Here is an 18461-nt window from a genome sequence, read left to right on the forward strand (position 1 = left end):
TTTGCTCACGGGCCTCACCCTAGCGACCCGTGCCACCATGGACGGGTGACGACAGAATCCGTGCTGCCAAAATCCGGTATCGACCTGAGCCACCGCGACGAATCCATCCGCCCGCAGGATGACCTGTTCGGCCACGTCAATGGCCGCTGGCTCGCCGAATACTCCATTCCGGCCGACCGTGCCGTCGACGGGGCGTTCCGAACTCTGTTCGACCGCGCCGAAGAGCAGGTGCGCGGGATCATCACGGAGGCCGCCGACTCGGGCGCACCCGAAGGTACCGAGGCGCAGAAGATCGGCGACCTGTTCGCGAGCTTCATGGACATCGAGACCGTGGCGGCTGTCGGCCTGGCACCGCTTCATCAGGAGCTGGACGGGATCACCTCGGCAGCCGATGTCACCGCACTGGCCGCTGTCATGGGCACGTTGCAGCGGGCCGGCGCCGGCAGCGGGGTGGGCTGCTACGTGGACACCGATGCCAAGGATTCCTCCCGCTATCTCCTGCACATCAGCCAGTCCGGCCTGGGCCTGCCCGATGAGTCCTACTACCGGGAGGAGCAGCACGCGGCGACGCGCGAGGCGTATCGCGCCCATATCGCCACCATGTTCGCGCTCGTGTACGGCGAGGGTGACCACGCCGATACCGCCGACCGGATCCTCGCGCTGGAGACCAAGATCGCCGCAGCGCACTGGGATGTGGTGAAGCGGCGCGATGCCGAGCTGAGCTACAACCTGGTGCGGTTCGCGGACCTGGAACACACCGCCCCCGGATTCGATTGGGACGGATGGATCTCCGGGCTGGGTGCCACCACCGGCCAAGTCACCGAACTAGTGGTGCGACAGCCCGACTACCTGACCGCCTTCGCCGGCCTCTGGGCCTCGGAGCCGTTGAGTGATTGGAAGCAATGGGCAAGCTGGCGGCTCATCTGTGCCCGCGCGGCATACCTCACCGAACCGCTGGTGGCAGAGAACTTTGACTTCTACGGACGCACGTTGTCCGGCACCGAGCAGATTCGCGACCGCTGGAAGCGCGGCGTCGCGGTGGTCGAGTCATTACTCGGCGAGGCCGTGGGCCAGCTCTATGTCGAGCGCCACTTCCCGCCGAACGCCAAGGCGCGCATGGAGGTTCTCGTCGATAACCTGCGCGAGGCCTATCGGGTCAGCATCACCGACCTGGCGTGGATGACGCCGGAGACCCGCGAACGCGCGCTGCAGAAGCTCGACAAGTTCACCCCGAAGATCGGCTACCCCGCCACGTGGCGTGACTATTCGACCATCGCCATCCGGCGCGATGACTTGCTGGGGAATGTCCGCCGCGCGACGGCCGCCGAATGCGACCGTGGCCTGGCCAAGTTGGCCGGACCCGTCGATCGTGACGAGTGGTTCATGACCCCGCAGACCGTGAACGCCTACTACAACCCGGGCATGAACGAAATCGTCTTTCCCGCAGCGATTCTGCAGCCGCCCTTCTTTGATGCGGACGCCGATGACGCCGCCAACTACGGTGGCATCGGTGCCGTCATCGGCCACGAGATAGGCCATGGATTCGACGACCAGGGTTCCAAATACGACGGCGACGGCAACCTGGTCAACTGGTGGACCGATACCGACCGCGACGAATTCGGTATGCGCACAACGGCGTTGATCAAGCAGTACGACGAGTTTGTGCCCCGCGAACTCTCCGATCAGCACGTGAACGGTGCGTTTACCGTCGGCGAGAACATCGGCGATCTGGGCGGTCTCTCGATCGCGCTACTGGCCTACGAGATCTCGCTGCGCGGCAACCCGGCTCCGGTCATCGACGGACTCACCGGAGCACAGCGGGTCTTCTTCGGCTGGGCGCAGGTATGGCGCACAAAGGCCCGTGAGGCTGAAGCCATTCGGCGTCTGTCGGTAGACCCGCACTCGCCGCCTGAATTTCGTTGCAATGGCGTGGTGCGCAACATCGACGCGTTCTACGAAGCCTTCGAGCTGAGCGCCGAGGACGAGCTGTTCCTGGAAGCCGATCAGCGTGTACGCATCTGGAGCTGAGCTCCCCCGACGAGAAAGCCCCCGGCCAGTGGCCGGGGGCTTTCTCGTGCGCTAGGAAATCTAGAAGCGCTGCCAGTCGTCGTAGCCGTCGTAGTCCTTGTACGGGCCACCGGGCGAGTTCTTCACGATCACCGGATCACCAGGGTGGGACTGGTTGAAGTACCAGGTGGCGTTGTCGGTGCTCAGGTTGATGCAGCCATGGCTGGTATCGCTCCTGCCCTGCTGGCCGACCGACCACGGTGCGGCGTGGACGAAGATGCCGGAGTTGGACAACCGGGTGGCCCAGTAGACGTCAAGCTTGTAGCCCTCGGCCGAATTGACCGGCACCCCATACGTTGACGAGTCCATCACCATCTTCTGGAACTTCTCGCTGACGTAATAGGTGCCGTTCTTCGTCTCGTGCTTCTTGTCGTGCTTACCCATTGACATGGGCATGGTGCGTTCCACAACCCCGTTGCGGGTCACCGTCATCGTGAAGGTGGCATCGTCGACTGTCGACACGAAGGCGTCACCGACCTTGAAGCTCCACTTGGTTCCGCCGGCATTCACATTCACATCGGTGTTCGCGGGCCAGAACTGGGTGGGCTTCCAGCGCAGCTGCTGATCGGTGTACCAGTAGAAATATCCCGGCGCGGGCTTGGACGTGGTGATCTTCACGGCGGCCTCGGCGGCCTTCTTGTCCGTCACCGGAGCCGCGAAGACAATCGTCACCGGCTGAGCCACACCAACGACATCGCCATTGTTGGGCGAGTTCTTCAACAGGCCCACCGGCAGCGGCGGCACATCGCCCGTCGGGGGCGCCCCGGGAGGCGGCGTGGTCGGCGCCGGAGCCGGCGGAACCTCGCCGGGAGGCGGCGCGTCAGGTGCGGGTGGCGGCGGCAGCTCCCACGGCAGCGGCGGGGGCGGCGGCAGCTCGAACGGCGGCGGCGGGGGCGGTTCTTGAATACCCGGATCGCCGGGGTCACCCGGCTCTGCGAAGGCAGGAACCACGCCAGCACCCAGCAGTCCTGCAACACAGATACCGCTGATGAGGGCGCGCCGGGACCAACGAGTTAAGACAAGCATGCTCACTCCTGTAGACGCGACACATCCAGTGTGTCATAGGGTTCGTCGCCACCAGGCAACACGATGTTTCACCGGTTCAAGAAAATACGTCTTGACCAGGCCTTATCGCCGTTGATTAGAAAAGGTCACATTCATAACCCCGTGGGGGTACCTGATGTGACTCAGCGCGCTGGGTGACCGTCGCGGAAGCCCAGCTCGCCTAGCCAGCTAAGTACTCCGACAGGCTACCGGCTCAACGCGCGGGCGATGAGCATCAGCTGCACCTCGCTCGTGCCCTCGCCGATCTCGAGGATCTTGCTGTCGCGATACTGACGAGCGACCGGTGACTCGTTCATGAATCCCGCTCCCCCGAAGATCTGGGTGGCATCCCGCGCGTTGTCCATCGCCGCCTCGCTGGCCACCAGCTTGGCAATCGAAGCCTCGGTCTTAAACGGCTTTCCGGCCAGCAGCAGGGCGGCAGCGTGGTAGTAGGCCAGCCGGGCCGTGTGCGCGCGCGCCTGCATCCGGGCGATCTTGAACGACACCGACTGATAGTCGATGATCGCGCTACCGAAGGCCGGACGGCTGCTGGCGTACCGCAGGCTTTCGTCGACGCATCCCTGTGCGGCACCGGTTGCCAATGCCGCGATGGCGATTCGCCCCTCATCGAGGATCCGCAAGAATCCGGCGTAACCGCGGCCACGCTCACCCAGCAGATTCTCGTAGGGCACCCGCACATCGTCGAAGCTCAGCGGATGAGTGTCCGAGGCATTCCAACCGACCTTGTCGTACCCGGGCTCGACGGTGAATCCCGGTGCACCTGAAGGTACGTGAATGACCGAGATCTCTGGCGATCCGTCCGCCGAACGTCCGGTCACTGCCGCAACACCCACCACCGCGGTGATATCGGTCCCGGAATTGGTGATGAATGCCTTGGAGCCGTTGATGACCCAGCTGCCGTCATCCTCGACGGCCCGGGTACGAATCGACCCGGGGATGTCGGTGCCACCACCGGGTTCGGTCAAGCCGAAGGCGGCCAAGGATTTTCCGGAGGCAAGCGCCGGAAGCCAGCGCTGCTTCTGCTCCTCGTTCCCGAATCGGTAGATAGGCATGGCACCCAGGGACACGGCAGCCTCGAGGGTGATGGCCACGCTCTGGTCCACCCGGGCCAGTTCTTCCAGCGTCAGGCACAGCGCGAAGTAGTCACCACCCATTCCGCCGTACTCCTCGGGGAAGGGCAGACCGAACAGCCCCATCTCACCCATCTGCGCCACCACCGCATAAGGAAAGGTCTTGGTGGCGTCATGATGGGCGGCCACCGGCGCGACCACCGAATTCGCAAATTCTTCAACGGTTTTACGTAGCGACTCGTACTCGTCGGGCAGTTCCGCGGTGCTGAATGTCATGCCTTCCCCTCCTCGGGGTTGATAACGGGGTGGATGGTGGCCAGGAGTTGGTCGACGGCCACTTGGTCGCCGACGGCCACCGCGACGGTCACGGTTCCGGTGATCGGGGCGCGCAGGGTGTGTTCCATCTTCATGGCCTCGACCACCACCACCGGGGCGTCGCGCTCGACAACGGCACCCGTGTTCACCGACACCACCCGCACGAGCCCGGGCATCGAGCTCCGGATCTCGCCGTCCTCGTCTTCACCGTCGTGGTGCCGCAACCGGGGTTCCGGCGCGATATCGGCGTGCCAGGTTCCTTCTTCGGTGGCGATCCACGCCGCGCTGCCGGCCTGTGCGGCGTTCGCGCGGTACAGCTGGCCGGCGAATTCGACACTCACCTGCCCCGGGGCGCGATGCGCCCGGGCAGAAGTGCGCTCGCCGTCTCCGATGCTGACCTCGGCCACCGGGTCACCCCAGAGCTGGACCAGTTCGATGGTCTCTCCGAAGCGCAGCCGGTACGAACGCGGCGCGTGTTCCCCAATACGCCACCCGGACTTGCTGTTCCACAATGTTCCGGATTCCGACTCGCCGTCCAGCAGGGCCGCCGCAGCCACCCACACCCAATGCGGAACGACGGGCGGACGATATTCGGACGCGATCTTGTCGAGCAGCGCCGTGTCGATGTCTCCGGATATCACGACGGGATTCGTGACCAGCGCGCGCAAGAAGTCGATATTGGTACCCACACCGAGTACCTGGGTGTGGGCAAGGGCCCGGTCGGCGTCGGCCAGTGCGGTGGCGCGGTCGTGCGCGTGCACGATGACCTTGGCCAGCATCGGGTCGAACCGCGAACCCACCACCGAACCAGTCGACAATGCCGTGTCCGTGCGCGCACTACTCGAAAAACGCGCCAGCGCAACCGTTCCTCCGGTCGGAAGGAACTCACGGGCCGGGTCTTCGGCGTACACCCGCGCTTCTATCGCATGGCCGCTGAGCGAGATCTGTTCTTGCGTCAACGGGAGGCGTTCACCGGCCGCGACCAGGATCTGCCACTGCACCAGGTCGATCCCGGTCACCATCTCGGTGACCGGATGCTCCACCTGAAGCCGCGTGTTCATCTCCATGAAGTAGTAGGACTCGGGAGCATCGCTGTCCAGAATGAACTCGACGGTTCCGGCGCCGAAATATCCAACGCTGCGCGCGATCTGGCATGCGGTCTCGCCCATCGCAGCCCGCAGCTGCGCGGTCAACAGTGGTGAGGGTGCTTCTTCGATCACCTTCTGGTGCCGCCGCTGCAGACTGCACTCACGCTCGCCCAGGTGCACCACATTGCCGTGGGTATCACCGAAGACCTGAACCTCAATATGCCTGGGGCGGGCCAGATAACGCTCGACGAGCAAGGTGTTGTCGCCGAAGATCGCGGTGGCCTCGCGCCGGGATGCGATCAGCGCATCGGGCATCTGCTTCAGATCGTGCACCACGCGCATGCCCTTGCCACCGCCGCCCGCGGACGGCTTGATGATCAGCGGGGTTCCGATTTTCTCGGCGGTGACAACCAGCTCTTCATCCGAGAGTGCACCGACGCTGCCCGGCACAACCGGCTCGCCGGCCGCGGCAACGGTGTCCTTGGCTCTGATCTTGTCGCCCATGGCGTCCATCGCTTCGGCGGGCGGCCCGACGAAGACGATGCCCGCCGACTGACACGCGCGAACAAAATCGGCGTTCTCCGAGACAAATCCGTATCCGGGATGGACAGCGTCGGCGCCGGCCTGTTTGGCGGCGCTGATGATCGCGTCGATGTCGAGGTAGCCCGCGGATTCCGCGCCGAGGTACACCGCGGTGTCGCAGGCACCGAGATGATCGGTGTCCCCGTCGGTGTAGACGGCGATCGATCGAATCCCCATGGTCCGCAACGTGGACGCGATGCGTACCGCGATCTCACCGCGGTTGGCGATAAGCACTGAACGAATCACTGTCCGCACCTTCTGTTTTTCGTGTAAACGGCTCCCACAAGCGGGTGGGGGCACCTCCCGCTCGCGGGGGAGTACCCCCACATCACTGTCACATCCGGAAGACGCCGTAGGAAACGGGTTCAAGTGGTGCGTTGGCGCAGATTCCGAGCGCCAGCCCGAGCACTGTGCGCGTATCGGCAGGGTCGATCACGCCGTCGTCCCACAGCCGCGCTGTCGAGTAGTACGGATTACCTTGCCGTTCATACTGTTCGCGTATGGGCGCCTTGAACGCTTCCTGCTCGTCCTCGGTGAACTCCTTGCCCGACGCCGCGCTTTGATCGGCGCGCACCGTCGCAAGCACCGAGGCGGCCTGCTCACCGCCCATCACCGAGATGCGTGCATTCGGCCACATCCACAGGAACCGCGGCGAGTACGCGCGCCCGCACATCGAGTAGTTGCCGGCCCCGTAGGAGCCACCGATGACCACCGTCAGCTTGGGCACGCGCGCACACGCGACGGCGGTGACCATCTTCGCCCCGTGCTTGGCGATGCCGGCGGCCTCGTAATCGCGGCCCACCATGAATCCGGAGATGTTCTGCAGAAACACCAGCGGTATGCGTCGCTGATCGCACAGTTCGATGAAATGCGCAGCCTTCATGGCACTTTCGGCGAACAGCACCCCGTTGTTCGCGATGATTCCGACCGGGTGTCCGTGCAGCCGTGCGGTTCCCGTGACGAGCGATTTTCCGTACTCCGCCTTGAACTCGGTGAAGGTGCCGCCGTCCACGAGCCGCACAATCACCTCGTGGACGTCGTAGGGGATGCGCGGATCGGTGGGCACCACGTCGTACAGGGTGCCCGGATCGCGCTCTGGGGCAATTGTTTCGGTGATCGGCCAGGGCGCCTCGACCTTGGGCGCTAGCGTCGACACGATGCGGCGCACGATCCGCAATGCGTCCTTGTCATCGGCTGCCAGATGATCGGTCACACCCGAGGTACGCGAATGCAGGTCGCCGCCGCCGAGCTCCTCGGCGGTCACCACCTCACCCGTGGCGGCCTTCACCAGCGGCGGGCCACCCAAGAAGATCGTGCCCTGCTTGCGCACGATGACGGCTTCGTCGCTCATCGCCGGCACGTACGCGCCACCGGCGGTGCAACTACCCAGCACCGCCGCGATCTGCGGAACTCCCTTGGCGCTCATGGTGGCCTGGTTGTAGAAGATCCTGCCGAAGTGCTCGCGATCCGGGAACACCTCGTCTTGCTTGGGCAGGAAGGCGCCACCGGAGTCCACCAGGTAGATACAGGGGAGCCGGTTCTGTAGTGCGATTTCCTGGGCGCGCAGATGCTTCTTGACCGTCATCGGGTAGTACGTGCCGCCCTTGACCGTCGCGTCGTTGGCGGCAATCACGCATTCGCGCCCCGAGACGCGGCCGATGCCGGCGATCATGCTGGCTCCGGGGGCATCGTCGTCGTACATGCCGTTCGCCGCCAGTGGTGATAGCTCCAGGAACGGGCTGCCCGGGTCGAGCAGCGCCTCGACGCGGTCGCGCGGCAGGAGCTTGCCGCGGTCCACATGCCGCTGCCGGGACTGTTCACTGCCGCCGAGCGCGGCGCGTGCGAGCCGCTCCCGCAGCTCGCCGACCAGTCGGGCATGCTCGGCCCTGTTCTGCTCACCAACCAGAGTCATACCCAGCTCCGAAGTCTGAAGTTTCAGTTAATGAGGATTAACTTGAATTAAGATAATCTCCATTAACTGATTTGTCTAGAGCGCGCCGCCGAGGAGGTGTGATGACCAACCTGGTACCCGAGTCGGAAACCCCGAACAAACGCGAACGTGCCAAAGCCGATCGCCGGGATCAGCTGCTGCAGGCCGCGGCCCGGCTGGTGGCCATGCGCGGATATGCGCGGGTGCGCCTGGAAGATCTCGGCTCGGCCGTGGGGATTAGCGGCCCGGCGATATACCGGCACTTCCCCAACAAGAAAGCCCTGCTGGTGGACCTGCTCACCGACGTGAGCCGCCGGCTTCTCGCCGGGGGAACCGACGTCGTCGAGGCGGCAGCCGGAGCGTCAGAGGCACTCTCGGGTCTCATCGATTTCCACCTCGACTTCGCGCTCAACGAGAGCGATCTGATCCGGGTGCAGGACCGCGATCTTGACTCGCTACCGGAAAACGCGCGGCGTCAGGTGCGCCAATATCAGCGCCGGTACGTGGAGGCCTGGGTCCAGGTGCTCTGCCAGATCGATGGCGAGCTCGACGAGTCGGATGCGCGCATCAAGGCGCATGCCGCATTCGGCCTGATGAACTCCACGCCCTACAGCGCCGGTCGATCAGCGCCCACTCAGACGCGAGCGGTGCTGCGGCAGATGGTGGTTGCCGCGCTCGGCTCCTAGCTGCGAACCAGCCGGGCAATCGCCGCGGAGGCCTCGGCCAGTTTCTCGTCGGCATCGGCGCCGCCAGAGGCAACGGCATTGGAGACGCAGTGACCGAGGTGCTCGTCGAGGAGCCCGAGCGCGACCGAGCGCAGCGCACTCTGCGCGGCGCTGATCTGGGTCAGCACGTCGATGCAGTACTTGTCCTCGTCGATCATCTTGGCGATGCCACGCACCTGCCCCTCGATACGCAGGAGCCGCTTGGCGTAGTCATCCTTTTTCAGCGAGTAACCGTGTGGAGTCGAAGTCTTGGTGCTCATGTCCATTTATCCCTTGAGGAGGCCTTGCATCGTGTCGATCTCAGGCTGCTGATTATCGATGATCTTTTGCGCCAACTGCTTTGCCGAAGGGTACTGGCCTCCGGAGAGTTCCGCATTCGACATGGCGACGGCACCCTGATGGTGAGCGATCATCGACTGCAACCACAGCTGGTCGAAAACCTCGCCGTTGAGGGTCTTCATCCGGTCCAATACCGGCGTGTCCACCATGCCAGGCATGTGTCCGGCGGGGTCATGCCCCTCCGGCATGAGCGGCTGACCCCAGCTGGTGAGCCATTCGGTGAAGGTGTCGATCTCGGGCTGCTGTGCCGTCTGAATGTTGTTCGCGAGCTCCAGTACCGCCGGGTTGGCGGTGCGCCCCTCGGTCAACTTCGACATCTCGACGGCCTGCTGGTGATGCATGATCATCTGCTGGGCAAACGTCACATCAGCGTCGTTGTGATCGGACGGAGCCGTCGCGGGGTTGGTATCGAGCGTCGTCGTCATGCCCGGCATGCCGGAATGACCTGAATGCTCGGACTTCGTCTCATCACCCTTTTTGTCCGAGCTACACGCTGACAGAATCAGCACCGCAGCAGCAGCGCCGGCAAGGATTGCAGTCCGAGTTCGGTTTCGCATGCCACTATCGTAGCTCAGATACCCCCGTAGGGTACGAGATCGCGAGAGGGTATACCCCTCGCGGGTACAACGCGCTAAACGACGGACTCCTCCAGCTGGGTCAGCGCCTCCTCCAGATGGGTCAAAATCCGCTGCAGATGCGGCACGCTGGTGCGGCACCCGGTCAATCCGAAGTGCATCGCCGACCCACTGCTGGTGCACGTGATGTTCAACGCCACTCCGTCGATCGGAATCGACGCCGGGTAGCACCCGTCCATCTCGAACCCGTTCCAGAACATATCGGTGCGGGGGCCCGGGACATTAGAAATGATCACGTTGAATGCGGGAGCCGCCCGGTCCACCAAACCCGGGACGGCACCGCTCAGCGCGGGAGCTCCATTGAGCGCGCCAACCAGCATCCGCTGCATGGGTGTCATCTCCGAGAGCACCGACTTGGCGGCCTGCACCGAGTCGCGGATCGCACTGAACCGCTCCAGCGGATCGGGCTTGTCGGTCGCCAGGTTGGCCAGCAGCGCGGTGATCGAGTTCCCCGCGTTCTGGTCCCCCTCGGCCCGGATCGACACCGGGCACATCGCGATGAGCGGCTTGTCGGGTAGCGCGTTCTGCTCCTCCAGATATGTGCGCAACGCACCGGCGCACATGGCCAGCACCACATCGTTGACGGTTCCCCCCAGGGCTTTGCCCGCCTCCTTGATCCGTGTCATCGACCAGGTTTGCGCCGCGAAGCGCCGGGCGCCTCCGATCGAGACATTCAGCATGGTGTGCGGGGCCGACAACGGCCTGACGAGCTGTGGGTCCGACAGCGCGTGGCGTCCGTACTTGAGCAGACCGGGCGGAATCGACACAACCTGCCGCACGGCGCCGGCGGCTCCCTTGACGAGGTCCAGCGCCGAGGTGTTGGTGGTGCTCACGATGCTGCTCTTCGCGCGCCGCTTGGCCGGGGCCCACACGGCCTGGCAGTCGCGCGCATCGGGATCATCGGAGAGCGAGCGCATCATCATGCGCAAGGCACCGACACCGTCGATGACGGCGTGGTGCATCTTCGTGTAGACAGCCAGTCGCCCGTCCGAAAGCCCTTCCACCACATGCATTTCCCATAGCGGCCGGTGCCGGTCCAGCGGGGAGCTGTGCCACCGTGAGGTGACGGTCAGCAGTTCACGCACCCGTGCCGGGCGCGGCAGCGCCGAACGGCGCACGTGGTACTCCCAGTCGATCTCGTCGTCGATGATCCAGGTGAGGTTGCCCATCACCGCCAGCGGCTGCCCGGGTCGTTTGCGGAAGTCCGACGACACCTCGGTGGTGGACATCAGCTGTTCGTAGAACACCTCGGCATAATCCGGGCCCGCATCAACGGGCGGTTTGAACAGCTGTAGGCCGCCGACGTGGAAGGGATGTTCCCGCGTCTCCCCGATGAGAAACATCGAGTCGCTGACCGGCATGAATGGCATGGCGGTCATGCTGCCACTTTGCTCGGCTTCCGGAGGCGGAATCCGCAGCGATGAGCTGCTGGCGCGAAGAGCGAATCCCCTTTGACCGGCTAAGTAGCCGCCGGGGATACTTAGGCGCATGTCAGCCCACGACGCACCTGATATCAAGCCGCGTAGTCGCGACGTCACCGATGGTCTGGAGAAGACTGCCGCCCGCGGGATGCTGCGCGCCGTAGGCATGGGCGACGACGACTGGGTGAAGCCACAGATTGGCGTCGGTTCGTCGTGGAACGAGATCACCCCGTGCAACATGTCGCTGCAGCGCCTGGCCCAGTCGGTCAAGGAAGGTGTGCACGCGGCCGGGGGTTATCCACTGGAGTTCGGCACCATCTCGGTGTCCGACGGCATCTCGATGGGCCACGAGGGCATGCACTTCTCGCTGGTGTCCCGCGAGGTCATCGCCGACAGTGTCGAGACCGTGATGCAGGCGGAGCGGCTGGACGGCTCCGTGCTGCTAGCCGGATGCGACAAGTCCATCCCCGGGATGCTCATGGCCGCGGCGCGTCTGGACCTGGCCTCGGTGTTCTTCTACAACGGTTCGATCATGCCCGGCAAGGCCAAGCTGACCGACGGCACCGAAAAGGAAGTCACCATCATCGACGCCTTCGAGGCGGTCGGGGCGTGCGCACGCGGTCTGATGTCGCGTGAGGACGTCGACATCATCGAACGCGCCATCTGTCCGGGCGAAGGAGCCTGTGGCGGTATGTACACCGCCAACACCATGGCCAGCGCCGCCGAGGCACTCGGCATGTCGTTGCCGGGCAGTGCTTCTCCCGTCGCCATCGACAAGCGTCGCGAGGAGTACGCACGCAAGTCCGGGGAGGCCGTCGTCGAGATGTTGCGCCGCGGGATCACCGCGCGCGACATCCTCACCAAGGAGGCCTTCGAGAACGCCATCGCCGTGGTGATGGCGTTCGGCGGGTCCACCAATGCGGTATTGCACCTGCTGGCCATCGCCCGTGAGGCAGAGGTGCCGCTGTCCCTGGATGACTTCACCCGCATCGGCCACAAGGTTCCGCACCTGGCCGACGTGAAGCCCTTCGGCCGTCACGTGATGAAGGACGTCGACGAGATCGGCGGCGTGCCCGTGGTGATGCGCGCGCTCCTGGACGCGGGCCTGCTGCACGGCGACTGCCTCACGGTCACCGGCAAGACCATGGCCGAGAATCTCGCACACATCGCGCCGCCGGACCCGGATGGCAAGGTGTTGCGCGCCATGAACAACCCGATCCACCCGACAGGTGGCATCACCATCCTGCACGGCACACTGGCCCCGGAGGGCGCCGTGGTCAAGTCGGCGGGCTTCGAGTCCGATGTTTTCGAGGGCACTGCAAGGGTTTTCGAGCGGGAGCGGGCAGCACTCGACGCCCTGGAGGATGGCACCATCACGCACGGCGACGTCGTCGTCATCCGCTACGAGGGCCCCAAGGGCGGGCCCGGTATGCGCGAGATGCTGGCCATCACCGGTGCGATCAAGGGTGCCGGCCTCGGCAAGGACGTGCTGCTGATGACGGACGGCCGATTCTCCGGCGGTACCACCGGTCTGTGCGTCGGGCATATCGCGCCCGAGGCCGTCGATGGTGGCCCCATCGCATTCGTCAAGGACGGTGACCGTATCCGCCTCGACGTTGCCAACGGAAAGCTGGATCTCCTGGTTGACGAGTCCGAACTTGCCTCGCGCCGTGAGGGATTCGAACCGTTGCCGCCGCGGTACAAGACCGGGGTGCTGGCCAAGTACACCAAGCTGGTGCAGTCGGCTGCTGTCGGAGCGGTCTGCGGCTAAGCCTTCCGGCCTCTCTTGAGCGCGGGATGGCTACGCGCCACCATCCGGGTGAGTAATCCGCGCGGAAGCAGATGGTTGGCGGCTGCGCCGATGCGGTTGGCCACCCCGGGCACGATCACCGTCTTGCCCGCTGTCAATCCATCGACCGCCGTCCTGGCAACGGTCGCCGCGTCCACCCACATGACCTTGGGCATCGCGGCTTCGGCGTCCTCGTCGGAGATTCCCACCGCCGCACCGAATCCCGTCTTCACCGGCCCCGGACACAGCGTGGCGGCGCGGACGCCTGTCCCGCGCAGCTCTTCATTCAGCGCGTGGGTGTACGAGACCACGAATGCCTTCGCGGCCCCATAGGCGGCTTGCCCGGGCAGCGGGCCGAAGGCGCCGACCGAGCCGAGGTTGAGCACGACCCCTCTGCCGCGTGCCACCATCTGCGGCACAAAGCGCGAGCAGAGATCCACTACCGCACTGACGTCCACCTCCACGAGGTTGAGCTCGGCGGCGGGGTCGGATTCGGCGACGGGACCCGCCGTACTCAGCCCGGCGTTGTTGACCAGCACGTCAACCGCGAGTCCAAGCTGCGCCACGCGCTCAGGCAATTGAGCGCGCTCCTGGGCATTCGAAAGATCAACGGGCAGTACGTAAGCAGACGGTCCCAGGCTCTCGGCCAGCCCACGTAGCCGATCGGCACGCCGCGCCACCAGCACCACGGGATAACCACGCCGGGCGAATTCTCGTGCGAGTTCTTCGCCAATGCCCGATGAGGCTCCGGTGATCAAGACTGCGGCGTCGGCGCGCGGGGAAGGAAGCACCTACTGAGCCTATGTCGACGGCGATGCGGCGACATCAGAAATCTTCGGCGCTACGGGAGGCGTGCGGGATCTCGGTAACGCTGCACGTTCCGAGCGATTTCCCCGGGTTCTGGCAGTGGCTCCTCGCTGTCGAGGTAGACACCGCCCGCACGCAAGCTGTCCTCCACGATGAGCCAGATGCGCCGAACCAGGCTCTCGATCAATCGTTCTTGTGAGGTCTGCCCTGGCTGGTCCAACCAGTAACTCACCGAGGTCTCGGCCATCCCGACAATGCCCATTGCCAGCAGCTCGGCATCGGTGTCAACCCCGAACGCTTCGAGGTACACCGCAAACACCCGCGAAAGATGCAGTCCTGCAGACATTTTGATATCGGCAATGGCATCGGGCGCATCCGAGCCCTCCGAAAGTGAGCATCGCGCAAGATACCGATACAGGTTGCGGTGGCCAACCAGGAAACGAACGTACGCACCGATACCCGCCTCGATGATCTGTGCCATCGAGCCGAGCGGCTGCCATACGGGTGCAAGCTCAGCGATGATCATGTCGCCGGCCCGCCGAGCCACGGCGCGCTGTAAGTCCGCGGCGCCGTCGAAGTGCCGGTAGAGCTTTGTTCGGGTGACCCCCACATAGACCGCGATCTGCTCCGTGGACGTCTGCGGACCGTGCTCGGCAATGGCGGCAAGGGCGGCCTCGACGAACTCGGCCCGGCGCCGTTCGCGCTGGCCATCCCACCTGCCAGCTGGGAGTTCTTGGCTGTCGGGCTGCACGAAGCTCACTCTAGCAATGGGGTGGTACGTCACGTACCATGTGACCCACCGAACACATCACCACCCGACTTCGATTAGAGCGCGAGCTGACATCCATGACCGACGTACAGATCGAATCCCCCGTCGACCAAGCCCTGCAGGACTTGACCGAAGGCGAAAAGGCCTGGGCCAAAACCTCGTTGGCAGATCGTTTGCGCTTGTTGGCGGATACCCGCCAGCGCGTGATCGACAATGCGCACCAGTGGGTGCAGGCGGCGGCATTCCAGATCAAGAAGCTCGACCCGGAATCTCCCCTGGTCGGCGAGGAATGGATCTCGGGCCCGTACGCCGTGGCGGGGGCCATCGCCTCCCTGATCGCCAGCCTGGAGCAACTCCAAGCTGGGCAGAGCCCGCTTCAAGACGCCGAATTCGGTGTCACTCCCGGCGGTCGTACGACGGTTTCGGTGTTGCCGCTCAACATCTTCGACAAGCTCCTGCTGTCCGGGTTCAGCGCTGAGCTGTGGTTGCAGCCTGGTGTGGATAAGGCCGAGGCGTTGCGCACAGCCGGCCTGGCGCAGCGTGACCCCAGCCGCACCCAGGGTGTCGGCGCGGTGCTCGGCGCAGGCAACATCACCTCGATCGCGCCCCTGGACACCCTGTACGAACTTTTCGCGAATAACCGCGTGGTGGCCCTCAAGCTCAACCCCATCACCGATCCACTGCTGCCGGTGTTCACCCAGGTGCTGCAGCCCTTCATCGCGATCGGCGCGGTACGCATCCTGACCGGCGGCGCCGATGTCGGCACCTATCTGGTGCACCATCAGCTTGTCGATCACGTCCATATGACCGGCAGCTCGGTCACCCACGACGCGATCGTGTTCGGCACCGGCGAGGAAGGCGCGCAGCGCAAGGCCGCCAACCAGCCGGTCCTGGACAAGGCCATCACCAGCGAACTCGGCGGGGTTTCGCCGACCATCGTGGTGCCCGGCCAGTGGAGCTCCTCCGATATCGAGTTCCAGACCCGGCACATCGCCACCCAGCGGTTACACAACAACGGCTACAACTGCATCGCCTCGCAGGTCGTGGTGCTCTCGAAGGCATGGCCGCAGCGCCAAGAGTTCCTCGCCGCGCTGCGCAAGGCCGTCGACGAGGCGCCGTCCCGTCCTGCCTACTACCCCGGTTCAGATGACCGGGTGGCCGGTGCGCAGCAGTCCTACCCCGACGCCGAGCGCCTCGGACAGAACGGCGCGCGCGTGCTCGTGGTCGATCCGCAGGACCGCACGGCTCTGCTGCGTACCGAGTACTTCGGGCCCGTCCTGGGCGTCATCGAACTCGATGTCGCCAATGACCCGGACGGAGCCCTCTTCCTGCAGGAGGCCGCACGGGTGGCCAATGACGAGTTCGTCGGAACGCTCGGCGTGAACGTGCTCGCGCACCCCGACACCATCAAGGCGCTGGGCTCGCATTTCGACACCTTGGTCGAAGACCTGCGGTACGGCACCGTCGCGATCAACGCCTGGACCGGGGTGGGATATCTGACCCCCTCCGCGACGTGGGGCGCATTCCCCGGCCACGTGCTCAACGACGTACAAAGCGGGATCGGCGTGGTACACAACGGCTTCCTGGTCGAGAAGCCGGAACGTACCGTGGTCCGCGGCCCCTTCCGGCCGTTCCCTCGGTCCTTTGCACATGGCGAATGGGCCCTGTCCCCGAAGCCACCGTGGTTCGTGAGCAATGCCACAGCGGCGGGCACTGGCGAACTGCTGGTCGACTTTGCCGGTAAGCCCAGCCTGCTGAAAGTGCCTCGGATCTTCATCTCCGCGCTACGCGGCTGAGGCGAATCACGTTGCCCGGCATCATCTCGGTGCGGCGTAATGTCGGGTCATGGGCAACGCAGAGAGCCGCTGGGTAGAAGTCGACCAGTACCTGGAGCGCACAGTCGCTACCGATGCCGCCGAGCTGGACCATATTCGGCAGGCGCAAGACGACGGTGGCCTACCGGATATCGCGGTGTCGGCCACGCAGGGCAAGTTCCTGTACCTGTTGGCGACGATCGCCAAGGCCAGCCGCGTGCTGGAGATCGGCACGCTCGGCGGGTACAGCACCGCGTGGCTGGCCAAGGCGGTCGGACCCGAGGGCGCCGTCGTGACGCTCGAGTACGAGCCCAAGCATGCCGCCGTGGCTCAGGCGAGCCTGGAGCGCGCCGGGCTGGCCGAACAGGTCGAGATCTTGGTGGGTAGCGCCCTCGACAATCTTCCGTCGGTCCAGGGGCCGTTCGATCTGGTCTTCATCGACGCCGACAAGGCCAACAATCCCAACTACCTGGGCTGGGCATTACGACTGACCACTGCGGGGTCGGTCATCGTGGTAGACAACGTGATTCGCTGGATCTCCGAAGACGGACCGAACGCCGAGGGGACGCGGGACGCGCTGGAACTACTGGGGTCCAACCCACGCCTTGATGCCACCGCGCTGCAGACGGTGGGCGTCAAGGGCTGGGACGGGCTGGCGATCGCCGTCGTGCGTTAGCGCGCTCCCTCGCGGGCATAGACGGTGCGCAGAACGAACTCCACCTCCGGCCCCATGGCCAGCCCCGCCAGTTCCGGATAAAGGGCCACGAAATCGTGCCCGTGCGCCGGAGCGTCGTGCGGGCACAGGTGATGCGCCAGCTCATGCAGGATCACCAGTTCACGCATGGCCCAGGCGCTTCCGTTGCGATCGTCGGGAACGGCGATGGCCGCCCGGTCTCCATCACGCTCGTAATGGGCGGCCGTCGCTCCCCGCCGGGCACGCACCGTGACGGGTCCGGCAGACCATCTGGTCGCGACGAGGTCCAGCACCTCATCGACATAGCGCTGCACCGATTCGACCGACGCGAACCGCGCCTCGGGCGGCAGGGTCAGCCTGGTACCGAAGAAATCGATATCCCGTTGGCTGTGACTGGCCGCCCGCTCGAACATGGTGCGCACAAACTCTTCGGCCGCGTATACCTTGGCGCGCTGGGAATCACGTGGATGAGCCGCTCGCGCGACGGCATCCGACTGCGGCCGTGACTGATCGCTCAGTTCTGCTCCAATGCGCCACGCGCACCTGCCAGTTCGGGACTGTTCCCAAGCCTGGCCCGGCGGCCCGCACGATCACCCGCACGCCGGGCGTGTGAGGAATAACCGGCCTGTGCGCTCACCGCACGCCACTGACCGCGGGCCGTCGAGGCACCCTTGTAGAAGTCTCGCAGCTCGATGTCTTTGTCACGCAATACCAGTTCGGTTCCCGTGCCCCGTTTCTCGGTCTTGACCGCCTCGGCGCGCGCCTCCTGCCGCGCATCGGCCAGCCGCTGCCCCACCCGTGTACCGAAGGCCAGCTGGAAGTTCAGGCGGGCCGTGATCGTCGGCGTGGGCCGGTGCGCACCCGAACCGATGTAGGTATCCGAGGCCCTGACCATCTGGACCACCAAACTGGCGTAGAGCGCGTGGACGGCGTCGATGTCCTCGGCGAAGCCGTAGGCATATACGTAGGTCGAGTTGGATGCGACATCACACGTGACGTCATTGGCGCCGGCGATCAACGCGAACAGGTTGACGTAGGTCCGCAGGCCACGGGTGCCTGCCTCACCGATGGTGATGGTGCGCTGGGTGGGCCGCGCCTGGGCGTCTCGTTTGGCCGAGTGCGCACGGGCGACCGCCAGGTCGATCGAGGTCGCGGTGGCAAGGCGCTGCGCCGCCGCCATGAAGGCCTCGGCTTCATGGGCGTTGTCCGTGCCCTCGGCCTGGCGGAGCAGTGCGGCGATCCGCGAGAGCTGCTTGTCCTCTGTCACGAAGGCCAGATTAGGCGAGCGCGGGGACATGCGACCGCGGCAAGCATCACCCTCACTTCTGACAACCTCTGTTGTCAAGTCGTT

16 protein-coding genes are annotated in these 18461 nt (G+C 65.0%); 5 read left to right on the forward strand and 11 right to left on the reverse strand.

Annotated elements, in window-relative coordinates; genetic code table 11:
* Window positions 1-45 precede the first annotated feature (45 nt).
* Complete coding sequence (locus RHO23_RS19475) at window positions 46-2028, forward strand: M13 family metallopeptidase (protein ID WP_423488222.1); 1983 nt, start codon at window positions 46-48, stop codon at window positions 2026-2028.
* A 60-nt stretch (window positions 2029-2088) separates the two neighbouring features.
* Here the strand turns inward: RHO23_RS19475 and RHO23_RS19480 are convergent, their stop codons facing one another.
* From RHO23_RS19480 to RHO23_RS19495, 4 genes are all read right to left on the reverse strand, one after another.
* Entirely contained in the window at window positions 2089-3093 is a 1005-nt protein-coding gene (locus RHO23_RS19480) for a L,D-transpeptidase (RefSeq protein ID WP_057967255.1), read from the reverse strand.
* Window positions 3094-3317: 224 nt separating this feature from the next.
* On the reverse strand, window positions 3318-4478 hold the full coding sequence (locus RHO23_RS19485; protein ID WP_070921197.1) for an acyl-CoA dehydrogenase family protein: 1161 nt from the start codon (window positions 4476-4478) through the stop codon (window positions 3318-3320).
* Window positions 4475-6433: an acetyl/propionyl/methylcrotonyl-CoA carboxylase subunit alpha gene (locus RHO23_RS19490; protein ID WP_423488223.1), complete on the reverse strand. Its 1959-nt coding sequence runs from the start codon at window positions 6431-6433 to the stop codon at window positions 4475-4477. The genes RHO23_RS19485 and RHO23_RS19490 overlap by 4 nt, the downstream gene beginning before the upstream one ends.
* 88 nt (window positions 6434-6521) lie before the next feature.
* Window positions 6522-8099 (reverse strand): carboxyl transferase domain-containing protein, encoded by a 1578-nt coding sequence (locus RHO23_RS19495; protein ID WP_057967258.1) that lies wholly within the window; start codon window positions 8097-8099, stop codon window positions 6522-6524.
* A 101-nt stretch (window positions 8100-8200) separates the two neighbouring features.
* Between RHO23_RS19495 and RHO23_RS19500 the strand changes: the two genes are divergently transcribed.
* Window positions 8201-8803, forward strand: a complete 603-nt coding sequence (locus RHO23_RS19500; RefSeq protein WP_423488224.1) for a TetR/AcrR family transcriptional regulator — start codon at window positions 8201-8203, stop codon at window positions 8801-8803.
* Here the strand turns inward: RHO23_RS19500 and RHO23_RS19505 are convergent.
* The 3 genes from RHO23_RS19505 to RHO23_RS19515 all read right to left on the reverse strand — a co-directional run bounded on the left by RHO23_RS19505 (window position 8800) and on the right by RHO23_RS19515 (window position 11195).
* Window positions 8800-9102, reverse strand: a complete 303-nt coding sequence (locus RHO23_RS19505; protein ID WP_030097375.1) for a metal-sensitive transcriptional regulator — start codon at window positions 9100-9102, stop codon at window positions 8800-8802. The two genes, RHO23_RS19500 and RHO23_RS19505, sit on opposite strands and share 4 nt — an antisense overlap.
* A 6-nt stretch (window positions 9103-9108) precedes the next feature.
* On the reverse strand, window positions 9109-9738 hold the full coding sequence (locus RHO23_RS19510) for a DUF305 domain-containing protein (protein WP_030097376.1): 630 nt from the start codon (window positions 9736-9738) through the stop codon (window positions 9109-9111).
* 74 nt (window positions 9739-9812) lie between these two features.
* A complete protein-coding gene (locus RHO23_RS19515; protein ID WP_078284797.1) occupies window positions 9813-11195 on the reverse strand; it encodes a WS/DGAT/MGAT family O-acyltransferase in 1383 nt (460 codons plus the stop codon).
* A 109-nt stretch (window positions 11196-11304) separates the two neighbouring features.
* On the opposite strand from RHO23_RS19515, the gene ilvD reads away from it, so the two are divergent.
* Window positions 11305-13008, forward strand: a complete 1704-nt coding sequence (gene ilvD, locus RHO23_RS19520; protein ID WP_057965516.1) for a dihydroxy-acid dehydratase — start codon at window positions 11305-11307, stop codon at window positions 13006-13008.
* Here the strand turns inward: ilvD and RHO23_RS19525 are convergent.
* Together RHO23_RS19525 and RHO23_RS19530 are read right to left on the reverse strand one after the other, a co-directional pair.
* The gene (locus RHO23_RS19525) at window positions 13005-13817 is read right to left on the reverse strand and encodes an SDR family NAD(P)-dependent oxidoreductase (RefSeq protein ID WP_423488225.1); all 813 of its coding nucleotides are present in this window, start codon (window positions 13815-13817) and stop codon (window positions 13005-13007) included. The two genes, ilvD and RHO23_RS19525, sit on opposite strands and share 4 nt — an antisense overlap.
* Window positions 13818-13867: 50 nt before the next feature.
* On the reverse strand, window positions 13868-14593 hold the full coding sequence (locus RHO23_RS19530) for a TetR/AcrR family transcriptional regulator (protein ID WP_109365485.1): 726 nt from the start codon (window positions 14591-14593) through the stop codon (window positions 13868-13870).
* Between the two features lie 86 nt (window positions 14594-14679).
* On the opposite strand from RHO23_RS19530, the gene RHO23_RS19535 reads away from it, so the two are divergent.
* Together RHO23_RS19535 and RHO23_RS19540 are read left to right on the forward strand one after the other, a co-directional pair.
* Entirely contained in the window at window positions 14680-16398 is a 1719-nt protein-coding gene (locus RHO23_RS19535; protein ID WP_423488226.1) for an aldehyde dehydrogenase family protein, read from the forward strand.
* A 49-nt stretch (window positions 16399-16447) separates the two neighbouring features.
* Window positions 16448-17092 (forward strand): O-methyltransferase, encoded by a 645-nt coding sequence (locus RHO23_RS19540; protein WP_070921202.1) that lies wholly within the window; start codon window positions 16448-16450, stop codon window positions 17090-17092.
* Here RHO23_RS19540 and RHO23_RS19545 read toward each other — a convergent pair.
* Together RHO23_RS19545 and RHO23_RS19550 are read right to left on the reverse strand one after the other, a co-directional pair.
* Window positions 17089-17523, reverse strand: coding sequence for a TIGR04338 family metallohydrolase (locus RHO23_RS19545; protein WP_070942105.1), 435 nt, complete (start codon window positions 17521-17523; stop codon window positions 17089-17091). The two genes, RHO23_RS19540 and RHO23_RS19545, sit on opposite strands and share 4 nt — an antisense overlap.
* 101 nt (window positions 17524-17624) lie before the next feature.
* Complete coding sequence (locus tag RHO23_RS19550; protein ID WP_030097385.1) at window positions 17625-18377, reverse strand: DUF2786 domain-containing protein; 753 nt, start codon at window positions 18375-18377, stop codon at window positions 17625-17627.
* Between the last annotated feature and the right edge of the window lie 84 nt (window positions 18378-18461).

This window comes from Mycobacteroides sp. PCS013 (assembly GCF_049532645.1).
In the GTDB taxonomy this organism is placed as follows: Bacteria; Actinomycetota; Actinomycetes; order Mycobacteriales; family Mycobacteriaceae; genus Mycobacterium; species Mycobacterium gwanakae.